Here is a 12,421-nt window from a genome sequence, read left to right as displayed (position 1 = left end):
TGTGAATAACCCTTCTCAGTTGGGCTTTGATTTCAAGCTCGATTTTCGGTATGATATCATCTCCAAATCATAAAGTTGATAAAAACCTACAATAATACTATTTAATCAGGTTGTTAATCAGGTTATGATAATGGATAGTAAAACCAAAGAGAAGATAAATAAGTTTGTTGAAAACTATGAAAAATCAAGAACAAAGTACACCGATTTTGCCAAGTCTGTATCTGCCATTCTTGAACAAATCCTAAAATCGAAACACTTCAAATATCAACAAATTCAGTCTAGAAGCAAAGACATAGATTCATTACGGAAAAAACTTGAAAACAACCCAAATTTAATTAACAATATTCACGACTTAGCTGGTTGTCGGGTGATTTTTTATTTAGAAGAGGATATCTACAAATTTAGTGAATTTATCAAACAAGAATTGAAAATAGAAGATATCAAGGATAAACGTAGCCCCGATAATTATAATGCTCTTCACATTATTGTAAAATTAGATAATGCAAGGGAAAAACTTGTTGAATACACCAATTTCAAAGATTTAATTTGTGAAATACAACTTACAACTCCTCTTTTCCATGCTTGGTCGGAGATAAATCGTGATATAATATATAAACCAGATCAAGAACTGATGAATTTCTCTCCAAAAGATTTTGATTTCTTAAAGGAAAAACTAGCTCAGGTAATGTCAAAATATATTACTAAAGCTAGTTATAATTTTTCATTTATTGTTGATCAATTCGAGAGACTTAAAGAGGGCAAACAAATACTAAATATCGACAAACTAAAAGAACTCTCTCAGTTGGGTTCAAATGAAAAAATACTAGAGTATATGGATAAGTTAAATATTTTTTCGAGTTATTATAGGTTGCCAGAAGAGTTTGATTTTTTACCTATTTTAGAAGATATTTGGAACAAATCAAAACAGAATGATGGTAACTCGAAGACCAAAAAGAGTCAAGATATTATCACTGCTTCTTTTAGATTTATTAGATCTGTTAAGTATTGGGATTATAAACGAATTATTGAACTTTGTGTGAATAAATGTTCTGAAGACCTATTCCGAAAAGAATGTCTTGAAACACTTAAGGTATTTGGAAAATATGATTTAAATGCAGTTAGAGCGATTGGTTATACCCCTCAAAAAATATTGATTGAGAGAATCTCTCAATTAGACAGTGAAAATACAGAAATTAAAGACGCTTTGATTTCCATATGCGGTTCTTTATTGAATAACACAATTGAAGGCTCGGCACAGGAACAGTTTGATACATTCACATTGATTATGGGTCCAATACCCATTAAGGACAAGATTAAAGAGATCAGGCACGACTCTATACAATTGTTAATTAAATTGTTTGAGAACGAACAAGATTGTAGAGAATCAGAAAAGATTATCACCGCATTGTTTAATTCTTCATCTCCAATACATAATGGGAAGACAACAGAAGAGCATACTAAAACTATGCGTGAAAATATTGATACTATTCTTTCCTTTTTGATCCAAAATTATGACAAAATAAAAAACTACAATAAAAGAGCCATTGAGAAGCATTTAATATGGTTTTCTGGAACGGGTAACGAATCTGAAAAGCTGAAAGAGATAAAGGGAAAGCTATCAGGTGATGAGAATTACCTAAAATACAAAACATTTGTGGGTTATGGCTTAGATTATGGTTCAGACTTCGAACAGATAGAAAAAGAAAGAAAAGAACAAATTGAAAGTTATGTTATTCAAATCACAGACAAAAACTTGAATGAATGGAAAAATTATTTAGTAACAGAAATATTGGCTGATTATAATGACCAGAATCAAGGAGAATACCAGAATGTTCATTATTTTTTATATAAGTTAGCAGTCAAAAAACCAAACGAAGGTAGAAAACTCCTTGATATTTCCGAATTATCTAAATTTAGAGTAGCTTTGCTAATTGGGTTGTTGGGAAGTGATAAAAAGAGCCAAATTAAAAAGGATATCAAAACAATGATAAAAAAGAGTGAATCTTTATCTGAAATTGCATCTGCATTTTTCTCAGTTAAAGACATAGATGAGTGTCTGCTATCAGATCTCACGAACAAGATATTGAAAAATGGTGAGATTTCATCTATTCTTGCAATTTTACACACGATATGTGGACAGTATTCTAATAATAAGAACCTTAAGGCGTTATTTGTAAAAATAATAGATAAAATGACGGATTTATCTTTTTATGAATGGCCACAGAAAGTATCATATCTTACAGATGAAATCAGTAAGGATTTATCTGTTGATGAATATGAAATCATTCTAAAAAATCTAGTTATGAAAAAGGTCGTGGATTATTATACTGAACAAGTTTTATTGCCTTTAGCTGAAAAAGAACCTGAGAGGATTATTGATTTTTTCTATAAGCGTGTTAAAAATAAAGAAAGTGGCGTAAAGTTGATTGATTCAATTCCTTTTGATTTTCAGTTATTAACTGGTAAATTAAACAAAAATAGTGATTTGATAATTAAAGAGATTTTCAAATGGTTTGAAAACGGTGATGGGAAGCTAAGATGGGGAGCAAGCTGTTTATTCAACATAATATTCCCAAAAATAGAAGGAGATATTAAGGGTAAATTGATTCAAATAATAAAAACAAAAGATACTACAAAATTAGACTATATTCTTTGGATTTTAGATAAATATGAAGGAAGTCCTGATGTATTGGAGATCATCAAGGAAATTGTTAAAAATTTCGAGGTTTCGCACGAATTAAGATTAGAGCTTCAATCTATTCTTTCCCATATAAGATTTGTTGGAGGGGAGTACGGTTTAGTAAAAGCCTATGAAGAGAAAATTAAAGATATAACGTCATGGAAAGATGATCCTAATGAATCTGTTTCCTCATTTGCCAAATCTTATATGGCGTATCTCCAAAATCGCATAAAATGTGAAAACGCCCGTGTTGAGCGGGAAATAGACTTAAGAAGAAGTGAGTTTGATAGGTTTAAAACAATAGAGCCTTAATATAAATTAAACAGCACAAAGTTAGCATATATGTATGAGTTCAAATGCTGGTTCGAATATCTTACACAGCATTCAAAGAGCTAATATTTCTTTAGTATATAATTGGATAACCATTGGATAACTAAAAGTCTTGCTCAACATCAACATATAGATGCCCTATCAGGCTTATCCCCACATTCACAACTTCTCTCTTCCGGTAAAATCGAAAGGGTCTTCCTGAGAAGTTTGCTGAGACGTTCCTGTTTAGACTCCATAAAAGAGATTATCTGGCGAATTCCAGGCTCTTCATATGAGATGCCTGCTGCCGGGTTTGCAACCAGTGCTATGGCAGCGTAACAGATTCCAACTTCCCTAGCCAAGATGCACTCTTTGGCGACTGTCATTCCCACCACATCCCCTCCAAGAAGTGCAAACATCTGTATCTCCGCACTAGTTTCAAATCGCGGACCTTCGACGCAGACATAGGTTCCTTTTTCATGCAAGCTCATTTCCAGTGCTTTTGATGCTTGCAGGATGATTTTCCTAAGCCCCGGACAATAGGGATTTGTCATTTCAATGTGTGCAACCTCTTCATCATGAAACGTCAGAGTTTGCTTCGTAAAATCCAGAAATTGATCCAGTAATATGAAATCACCCGGTTTCATGCTAGAATTTATGCCCCCCACAGCAGTCGTTCCAATAATCCTTTCGACTCCCAGGGCTTTCAGTGCAGCAATATTAGCTCGGTGATTGATCTTATGGGGGGGTATCCCATGACCTTTACCATGCCTTGCAAGAAAGACGATCTCCCTATCCCCATACTGCCCCTTAGTTATATTGGCAGCACCATATTCCGTCTTGATGATTTCTTCTCTTGACTCAAGCAATGCAATGTCATAAACACCGCTTCCACCTATTATGGCAATTCTCATAGGATCATCTCACATTAAAGAAGGATACCAATATTTCTTATCGCGTTTCTCTTTCCTTACATCCCATTCACTGAGTATCTTAACCGCCTCACTAGCAACTTGGGCTGCATCTTGCTCTCCCTTTAACTCAAACTTGTCTGGGCTAACTGCGAACACCGTGCAAATGGATCCGGCCCTGAGCCCGAAGAGGTTTGCTAACGTGAAGATGGCTGCTGTCTCCATTTCTAAGTTAAGCACACCTGCTCTCTGAAGATCTGACATCAAATTATTTGTCATGCTCGATTTATGTCCACTGAACCCAGCTCTCCCTTGTCCGCAATAGAAAGAGTCCGTCGATGCGGTAATTCCCACATGGTATGTACATCCTAAGATTTCTGCTGCCTCTATCAGTGACAACACGACCTCATAGCTCGCAACAGCTGGATATTCCGAGCATATGTATTGTTTGCTTGTTCCCTCGAGGCGTACTGCCCCAGTGGATATCACAAGATCGCCACAATTGATATGTGGCTGAATCGCACCGCAACTTCCAACCCTTATCATCGTGTCAGCGCCAATTCTTGCCAGCTCCTCTACTGCGATTCCAGCAGATGGGCTACCGATTCCAGTGGAGACGGCGCTAATGGGCACTCCTTTGTACACCCCTGTGTTGGTGCTGTATTCCCTGTGTCTCGCCACCTCTCGAAAGCTGGCCCATAATTTGGAGATGATTGATATGCGTGCAGGATCACCAGGTAACAAAACATACCGTGCTACATCTCCTTGACAACAATCGATATGGTATTGTCTTGATTCCATTCAGATCATTCCATCAATTCCTGTACTAGTTTACTTATGTATGGGAGTACAGCTGTATATCTTTTATTGTATTGCCAAATCTAGCAATTTATCTCAAAAATTTTTATCTAGGATATGAAAATGATTTTAAGCGTATATGTTACATTTAAGTACAAGTTCTGCAAGAGAGGTGACAAATGAATACGCCATTGGTTCCTAAGATGATGTTTTTTACGAGAGGTGTTGGGAGGCATACAGAAAAGCTAAGCTCCTATGAGTTGGCCCTAAGAGATGCCAAGATAGAAAAATATAATCTTGTTACTGTTTCAAGCATTTTTCCGCCTGGCTGTAGAATAGTCCCAAGAAGCCAATATTTAGGTGAATTAGAGCCAGGACAAGTCGTATTTTGTGTCATGGCACAGAATGCAACAAATGAGCATAATCGACTAATTGTTGCATCGGTTGGATGTGCAATACCCTCAGATCGAAAGGCATATGGATATTTGAGCGAGCACCATTCTTTTGGTGAGACTGAACAAATAGCAGGAGATTATGCAGAAGATTTGGCTGCATCGATGTTAGCATCCACGCTGGGCGTTGAATTTGACCCAAATGTTAGTTATGATGAGAAGAGGGAAATCTGGAAAATTAGTGGTAAAATAGTCAGAACGAAGAACATAACCCAATCTGCCGTTGGAGGGAAAAACGGCTCTTGGACGACTGTAGTGGCTGCTGCCGTATTTCTGCTTTAATTTTTCCACTAGTAGACGTGATGGATGGGGTGCTACTGCCCTCTGCTATCTTTTTTTATGTTTTATCACAGCGATCTCTCCAAACGTAAGTTCTTTTGGGTTCTGTGTGTCCAGCTTAGGCTCCAGGACCTGTTCAGTTAGCTTGATGGCCAGAGTGTGCTCCAATTTCTTTCGCAATTCATCGTCTGGCACCATATCTCCACGCTCTATTTTACTTATCAGCGATGACTTCTCTTTTACCATAGAAGCAAACTCTTCTTGAGTCCAACCGTGAGCTTGACGTGCTCTGCGGATTATCGTATAAAAATCCGGGATTAGCTCTCCAAAAAGTTGGTCATATGTGTCCCTATTTCTTCTGATTTTTTTAACGTGGTCTCCGCGAAGTAACCTACGCTGATCGTCTTCCACCCTGCGCACACTACTAACACCCCCCAGTCCAAAAGAGTATTTCTTGGCTATATCCGAAAGTACAGCTTGGCTTCCAGACATAGAAGGATCCCCATAGGTTGGATGCTTTTCATACTGTGCACATTTTCCACATGCGTTTAGATTGGATCTCTCTATTTTGATTATATGTAACTGTCCTTTGATTTCAGCGCCGCATATTTCACAGTAGACCATACCAAGAGATATATACAACATGAGCCTAATTAATATTACGGGATTACAGATGAGTGATGTTGATGCTGACCCAGAGCTAGATGATTTCTCAAAATACCTGCTTGACAGAGTTCGTCAATTAGAGGAGAAAAATCTCAGACTTTGGGAGGATTATCGCAGAATAGAGAGCGAAAGGCGATCTGCAGAAAACCAAAAAATACAGTACGAGCGAGAGATCCGAAAACTGAAGAGTGAACTTGAAAGACTAAAAGGTCCACCCTTAGTGGTTGGGACCATCCTAGATGTTCTAGAAAATGAGAAAGTGGTGATTAAGAGCAGCACAGGTCCTAAATTTGTTGTAAATGCCTCTCAATTTATCGAAGGGTCCAGTCTACTGCCTGGAACCAGGGTTGCCCTGAATCAGCAGACTTTGGCAGTTGTTGGCGTTTTGTCGCCACCCAAGGATCCAACGGTTTATGGCATGGAAATCATCGAATCTCCGTCTGTAGATTACGATCAAATAGGCGGACTTGAAGCCCAAATACAAGAATTAAAGGAGATCGTTGAGCTACCATTAATTAATCCAGACATCTTTGCCAAGGTGGGCATAAAACCGCCAAAAGGCGTATTGTTATATGGTCCACCCGGAAGCGGAAAAACGCTGATGGCAAAAGCTGTTGCTAAACGCACAGAGGCTACTTTTATTAGGATTGTGGGCTCCGAACTGATTCAAAAGTATATCGGCGAAGGCGCTCGCCTTGTCCGCGAGTTATTCGAAATGGCGAGAGAGAAGTCACCCTCTATCATATTTATAGACGAGTTGGATGCAATAGGGGCAAAACGTCTCGAAAGTGCAACGTCTGGTGACAGAGAGGTTCAAAGAACTCTTATGCAACTCCTAGCAGAGATGGATGGATTCGATCCAAGAGGAGATGTTAAGATTATCGCAGCTACCAATCGCCCGGATATTCTGGACCTTGCCCTACTTCGCCCTGGCCGTTTTGATAGAATGATCGAGGTACCGCTACCAAACCTTGAGGCCCGAGTGGAGATACTCAAAATCCATACCAAGGACATAAATCTCGCTGATGAAATCGACTTTAAGCAAATAACATCTGTAACTGGTGGCTTAAGTGGGGCGGATCTGAGCGCCATCGTCATGGAAGCGGGGATGTTTGCAATCCGGGAGAATAGGGAGGCTGTAACGATGAGCGATTTTGATAGAGCTGTAAAAAAAGTTTTAACCAATTCTCCAAAAATGGAGCCCTCATCTGATGCTGGAGAGATGTTCGCCTGAGATATTTTTGAAGCCCTACTTAGAGAGCTCCTGCCAGATGCGTATAAATCGTTGAATGGCTGTAAAATGGCTAGTAATTGCTATTAGGAGCAGTACCCACCCAAGAAGGGGCAACCCATAAATGTCCTCCGAGTAGACCGAATTTGCGATTATCGCGATAAATATAACTACCAGCCTATCAGCCCTGCCCAAAATTCCGCCGTAATATCTTCCAATATTCACAGCCTGTGCTTGTGTCCCTAGATAACTCGTTAATAACACGCCTGTGATCGCAGCAACGCCGATCTGCCAAGGTGCATAGCCTCCAAAGAAGATTCCACATACGATGAATATATCAGCATATCTATCGATCACATGATCTAGAAAGTCACCTCGCAAGTCTGCCGTACCAATACGGCGTGCAAGTGCCCCATCCAGTGCATCAGAGGCTGCATTTAGAAAGACCATGAGCCCAGCAAGGAATAAAAACCTGAAATAGAGGGAAATACCTGCCAGTGCTGCGAAAAATAGCGATGCAACTGATAAGGAATTTGGACCAGCACCCAGATCCTCTAGTGCACTTGCTATCGGGTCTATAAGCCCCCTAAAAAATGGTCTGAACGATTCAAGGGTCATCCGAATAACTCTCCGCTCCAATCAATTGACCCCGGACGGTACTTTTCCGAGCCATCGATGATCTCCATGATACAGCTCACAACCTCGGTTACATCCTTCTTAGACGTATCTATCTCATGTACATTTTCATGCCTTTCAAGTGCTTCAACGAGTATGACATCCAGTGCTTCGGCCTCCACATTCTCCTTTATCTTGGCTTCATCAAATCCCTTTTTGCTCAGCCGTCTCTTGAGCTCAGAAGGTGATGCCCTAAGCACAATGACCATATCCAAGGGAAGATGATGCGCCAAATGCCCCTCAAATATGGCCGTTTGTTTTACGCCCTTCGAATAATTTGACACATATTTTAGGAGCACATCCGTATCTGCGACCAGAGTATTGCGCTCTCGATCTTTTTTCGTATAGAATTTCTTTTCCTTGATGAGTTGATTCAGATCGATCACAGGGTAGTATTTTTGGAGGATTTCGCAGACTGCACTTTTGCCGGTCCCTGGAGTTCCTGTGATGCCAACCTTCAAGTCCTTACACCCTTAAAAGCTTCGATAACACGCTTATTCTGTTCCTTGGTACCAACGCTTACCCGGATCAATGAGTCTCCGGCACCTCTGAAAGAGCTGCAGTCCCGAACAATTATTCCTTTTCTCAAGAGCGATTCACATATTTCTTCTGAGGAAAACGGGGACACATCCACCAAAACAAAGTTTGCTTGAGAGGGATATACTTTGAAAGGCATGTTATTCTGGAGAAATGCCCTGCCACTCCTTATGGTTTTGATCGTCCGGGTGAGATGTTCGTCATCCCCTAACGCTGCTACTCCTGCAGACATCCCAAGCCTGTTAACGCTAAAGACCGGAGCAACCTTCATATATTCTCTAGAAATCTCAGGAGGCGCCACAGCATAACCTATCCTCAACCCCGCTAACCCAAATGCTTTGGACATCGAGCGCGTGACGATGAGGTTTTCATATTCCCTGATAAGTTCCACCATGGAAAAATCCGCAAATTCCACATAGGCCTCGTCCAAGATTATCATTATTTCTGTGGCGTCGAGTATTTGCCTAAGGTCACTCTCCTTCACCGGATTTCCTGTCGGATTGTTCGGCGAGCATAGGAAAATGATTTTGGTCCTTTTGCTCACAGCACCCAGCAATTTTTGAACGTCAACATCAAAAGTTGAATTTCTGGGCAAGAAGACGGGGACAGCCCCACAAGCTAATGTAAAAAGCTCATAATAGGAAAAGGTGGGAATCGGTATGATCACTTCATCATTTTTCTCCATAAATAAGCGAGTAAATATATCGAGCACGCCATCCATGCCGTTGCCGACCACTATCTGATTCACCGGGTAACCGACATATTGTGCCAGCGCATGCCTCAACTCCTTGGCACCCGATGGAGGGTAAACACTGATGGTGCTTGCATGATCTTTCACCGCTTGAACTGCCTTAGGACTAGGTCCCAAGGGATTCTCGTTTGAACCCAGCTTTATGACCTCTTCGGGGATAAAACCATATTCTTTGGCTACATCCTCTATCGTCTTTCCCGGCACATATTCGCTTATCTTAAGAATTGCATTCCTTATCCTAGCCAAGAACTTCCACCACCCTGTCGATCTGCTCTTTTGTGATAACCAACGGTGGCGCAAATCTGAGCACCGTCTCTGAGATACAATTTAGCAATACCCCTCTGTCCCTCGCCTTATCGACTATGGAACTCCCGTCCATCGCCAACTCCATCCCGATCATCAATCCCTTACCACGAATCTCCTTGATGTAGTCGTGCCTCAGCTCGCCTAATTTTTCAAGGAAGTATTTTCCCAGTTTTTCTGACCTATCTACCAAACCATCTTCAAGTGCCTCTATCGCCCCGAGCGAGGCTGCACATGCCAGTGGATCCCCTCCAAACGTAGAGGCGTGATCTCCGCTTTGGAACTTTTTTGCCACACTCTCTTTCGCAACCATTGCACCCATGGGAAAGCCCCCAGCCATTGCCTTTGCAAGGACCATAATATCCGGCTGGACGCCCCAGTGCATGGATGCAAACCATCTCCCGGTCCTGCCGAAGCCAGTCTGCACCTCATCGAAAATGAGCAATATATCAGCATCATCACAGATCTCTCTCACAGCCCTTAGATATCCGTCTGAAGGTACATTTACTCCTCCCTCGCCCTGAATGGGCTCCAGGATGATCGCAGCTGTTTTTGGAGTGATCGAATTTTTAATCGCCTCTGCATCATCATACGGTACAAACTTGACCCCAGGAATCAGGGGCTCGAACGATTTTCTGTACCTTTCCTTCGATGTAACGCTCAGTGCACCCATGCTTCTGCCATGAAAAGAGCCGTCAGCTGCTATGAAGTCTGTTTTTTCAGATGCTTTTCTTGCGAGCTTTAGAGCAGCTTCAACCGCTTCTGTACCTGAGTTACAGAAGAAAACCTTGTCCAAGCGTGTCAGAGATGCTATTTTTTCTGCAAGCTCAACTTGTACCTCCGTATAATACAAATTGGATGTGTGAATCAATCGCTCTGCTTGCTTCTTAATCGCAGAAACGACCTTTGGGTGACAGTGTCCGACATTGTTAACCGCTATGCCAGCTATGCAGTCGATGTACTCCTTACCACTTATATCCCATACAATTGCACCTTTACCCTTCGCGATAACAAGGGGCTGGCGCTTGTATGTTTGGATCAAATATATAGCCTCTTTAGCCATCACATCTTTGTTCATGCATACCACGTTTTGATAAGTAATTACTTCGGGCATTATAAAAAGTGCTTTTCTTGCCATATGGGTCAGCCCAATTTAGTAGAGAGGCATCAATAGGGGGCATAAATTTGTTTCTAAATAAAAATAGATGGATGAATAGATAGATATATATGTATGTCCAACCATTCACCGAGATGATTCTAAAATCGCTTTTACAAACGCCTTGAACGGCGGTGAAGCCCGCCCAGGACGCGATGTGAATTCCGGGTGGAATTGTGAGGCGAAGAAGAAAGTATGAGAGGGGATCTCTGCGATCTCCATCCTGTGGTCGTTCCTGCCGGAAAAGATCATGCCATGCGCCCCTATTTGATCTATATATCTTGGATTCACCTCATATCTATGCCTGTGGCGTTCAATGATCTCCGTAGCCCCGTAGATCCTATGTGCGAGGGATCCTTTTTTTAAGCTCGCTTCGTAATTACCCAAACGCATCGTTCCGCCCATGTCTTCGATGCCACATTGCTCCGGCAGAAGATCGATAACCGGATGTTTAGTCTCCGCCAATTCAGAGCTGCCTGCACCCTCTAAACCAACTACATTTCTGGCAAATTCGATGACTGCTAGCTGCATGCCAAAACAAAGTCCCAAAAAGGGTACATCGTTCTCTCTGGCATATTTAATGGCACAAATCTTGCCTTCCGTTCCCCTGACGCCAAATCCCCCGGGAACCAGTATGCCGCCCAAACCATCTAGGCATTTCGTTCCTTCTGCCTCAAGATTTTCTGCCTCGATCCATGTGATATCTATAGCACAGCCCAGATCGATGCCAGCATGTTTCAATGCCTCTTTGATGCTCAGGTATGCATCTTCGAGATGGGTGTATTTACCGACTATTGCAACACTAACTCTTCTTTTTAAAGAGGACATTTTTTCAACCATCTGGCGCCATTCCGTCCTATCCCCTCGGGGAGTAAGATGAAGTTTGTTCATGAGAAATTCACCTAGACCCTCCTCCTCCAATAAGAGAGGTACAAAGTAAATATCCTCGGCATCATGTGCATTTATTACTGCTTGAACAGGCACGTCACAGAACAGCGAAATTTTCGATTTTGTTTCCTGTGATAAAGGCGTCTTACATCGCCCAACGATTATGTCAGGGCTGAGTCCCAATTCTCGGAACGCCTTAACTGAATGCTGTGTTGGTTTAGTTTTTTGTTCCCCCAGCAGGCTAAGAGGTACCAAGGTAACATGGATGAAAACCAAGTCCTCTTCAGCCTCCTCACCATGCATTTGGCGGACGGCTTCCAGGAACGGCATGCTCTCGATGTCACCAACCGTACCACCTATCTCGATCAAGCAAATATCTGCCTTGCTTTTGGCTGCAACATGCCTTATTCGTTCCTTGATATCATTGGTTATATGGGGGATTATTTGAACGGTGCCCCCGAGATAGTCTCCTCTGCGCTCTTTTTCGATCACAGAACGATATACCTTGCCTGTTGTCAGATTATGCTCGCCGGTAAGTTCAGTATCAAGAAAACGCTCGTAATGTCCCAGGTCCAAGTCAACCTCAGCACCGTCTTTGAGTATATAGACCTCCCCATGTTGGAAGGGATTCATCGTACCTGCATCGATGTTTATGTAGGGATCGATCTTGATTGCAGTAACTTCATATCCTTTGTTTTTCAGAATTTGACCCACTGATGCGGCCGTAATTCCCTTTCCTAAGCCACTCATAACTCCGCCCGTAATCACGATGTATTTCATCTCAC

At 41.6% G+C, this 12,421-nt stretch carries 11 protein-coding genes; 3 read left to right on the top strand and 8 right to left on the bottom strand.

Features of this window, described 5'->3' with window-relative positions:
- Nucleotides 1–130: 130 nt before the first annotated feature.
- Entirely contained in the window at nt 131–2,992 is a 2,862-nt protein-coding gene (locus PHI74_00325) for a RelA/SpoT domain-containing protein (protein ID MDD5484470.1), read from the top strand.
- A 140-nt stretch (nt 2,993–3,132) separates the two neighbouring features.
- Here the strand turns inward: PHI74_00325 and PHI74_00320 are convergent, their stop codons facing one another.
- Together PHI74_00320 and udp are read right to left on the bottom strand one after the other, a co-directional pair.
- Nucleotides 3,133–3,903: an S-methyl-5'-thioinosine phosphorylase gene (locus tag PHI74_00320; protein MDD5484469.1), complete on the bottom strand. Its 771-nt coding sequence runs from the start codon at nt 3,901–3,903 to the stop codon at nt 3,133–3,135.
- A 9-nt stretch (nt 3,904–3,912) separates the two neighbouring features.
- A complete protein-coding gene (gene udp, locus PHI74_00315; GenBank protein MDD5484468.1) occupies nt 3,913–4,701 on the bottom strand; it encodes a uridine phosphorylase in 789 nt (262 codons plus the stop codon).
- Between the two features lie 176 nt (nt 4,702–4,877).
- Between udp and PHI74_00310 the strand changes: the two genes are divergently transcribed.
- The gene (locus tag PHI74_00310) at nt 4,878–5,432 is read left to right on the top strand and encodes an arginine decarboxylase, pyruvoyl-dependent (protein ID MDD5484467.1); all 555 of its coding nucleotides are present in this window, start codon (nt 4,878–4,880) and stop codon (nt 5,430–5,432) included.
- A gap of 45 nt (nt 5,433–5,477) precedes the next feature.
- On the opposite strand, the gene PHI74_00305 is transcribed toward PHI74_00310, so the two are convergent.
- Nucleotides 5,478–6,053, bottom strand: coding sequence for a multiprotein bridging factor aMBF1 (locus PHI74_00305; protein ID MDD5484466.1), 576 nt, complete (start codon nt 6,051–6,053; stop codon nt 5,478–5,480).
- A 19-nt stretch (nt 6,054–6,072) separates the two neighbouring features.
- Between PHI74_00305 and PHI74_00300 the strand changes: the two genes are divergently transcribed.
- Nucleotides 6,073–7,329: a proteasome-activating nucleotidase gene (locus PHI74_00300; GenBank protein MDD5484465.1), complete on the top strand. Its 1,257-nt coding sequence runs from the start codon at nt 6,073–6,075 to the stop codon at nt 7,327–7,329.
- A 15-nt stretch (nt 7,330–7,344) separates the two neighbouring features.
- Here the strand turns inward: PHI74_00300 and PHI74_00295 are convergent, their stop codons facing one another.
- From PHI74_00295 to pyrG, 5 genes are all read right to left on the bottom strand, one after another.
- On the bottom strand, nt 7,345–7,944 hold the full coding sequence (locus PHI74_00295) for a CDP-alcohol phosphatidyltransferase family protein (GenBank protein MDD5484464.1): 600 nt from the start codon (nt 7,942–7,944) through the stop codon (nt 7,345–7,347).
- Nucleotides 7,941–8,462, bottom strand: a complete 522-nt coding sequence (locus tag PHI74_00290; protein ID MDD5484463.1) for an adenylate kinase family protein — start codon at nt 8,460–8,462, stop codon at nt 7,941–7,943. The genes PHI74_00295 and PHI74_00290 overlap by 4 nt, the downstream gene beginning before the upstream one ends.
- Nucleotides 8,459–9,535: a histidinol-phosphate transaminase gene (hisC, locus tag PHI74_00285; protein MDD5484462.1), complete on the bottom strand. Its 1,077-nt coding sequence runs from the start codon at nt 9,533–9,535 to the stop codon at nt 8,459–8,461. Before hisC ends, PHI74_00290 begins: the two co-directional genes overlap by 4 nt.
- Nucleotides 9,528–10,730: an acetylornithine transaminase gene (locus PHI74_00280; GenBank protein MDD5484461.1), complete on the bottom strand. Its 1,203-nt coding sequence runs from the start codon at nt 10,728–10,730 to the stop codon at nt 9,528–9,530. Before PHI74_00280 ends, hisC begins: the two co-directional genes overlap by 8 nt.
- 105 nt (nt 10,731–10,835) lie before the next feature.
- A complete protein-coding gene (gene pyrG, locus PHI74_00275; GenBank protein MDD5484460.1) occupies nt 10,836–12,416 on the bottom strand; it encodes a CTP synthase (glutamine hydrolyzing) in 1,581 nt (526 codons plus the stop codon).
- Nucleotides 12,417–12,421: the final 5 nt, after the last annotated feature.

The sequence above is a fragment of the Methanocellales archaeon genome, from assembly GCA_028715985.1.
In the GTDB taxonomy this organism is placed as follows: Archaea; Halobacteriota; UBA148; order UBA148; family UBA148; genus UBA148.
Note: the sequence above shows the minus strand (reverse complement) of the source record. Positions and strands in the feature narration are given on the sequence as shown.

Excerpts from the sequence above, each read along its gene's own strand:
- PHI74_00325 (MDD5484470.1), top strand. The coding sequence starts at position 131 with ATGGATAGTAAAACCAAAGAGAAGATAAATAAGTTTGTTGAAAACTAT.
- PHI74_00320 (MDD5484469.1), bottom strand. The coding sequence starts at position 3,903 with ATGAGAATTGCCATAATAGGTGGAAGCGGTGTTTATGACATTGCATTG.
- udp (MDD5484468.1), bottom strand. The coding sequence starts at position 4,701 with ATGGAATCAAGACAATACCATATCGATTGTTGTCAAGGAGATGTAGCA.
- PHI74_00310 (MDD5484467.1), top strand. The coding sequence starts at position 4,878 with ATGAATACGCCATTGGTTCCTAAGATGATGTTTTTTACGAGAGGTGTT.
- PHI74_00305 (MDD5484466.1), bottom strand. The coding sequence starts at position 6,053 with ATGGTCTACTGTGAAATATGCGGCGCTGAAATCAAAGGACAGTTACAT.
- PHI74_00300 (MDD5484465.1), top strand. The coding sequence starts at position 6,073 with ATGAGCCTAATTAATATTACGGGATTACAGATGAGTGATGTTGATGCT.
- PHI74_00295 (MDD5484464.1), bottom strand. The coding sequence starts at position 7,944 with ATGACCCTTGAATCGTTCAGACCATTTTTTAGGGGGCTTATAGACCCG.
- PHI74_00280 (MDD5484461.1), bottom strand. The coding sequence starts at position 10,730 with ATGGCAAGAAAAGCACTTTTTATAATGCCCGAAGTAATTACTTATCAA.
- pyrG (MDD5484460.1), bottom strand. The coding sequence starts at position 12,416 with ATGAAATACATCGTGATTACGGGCGGAGTTATGAGTGGCTTAGGAAAG.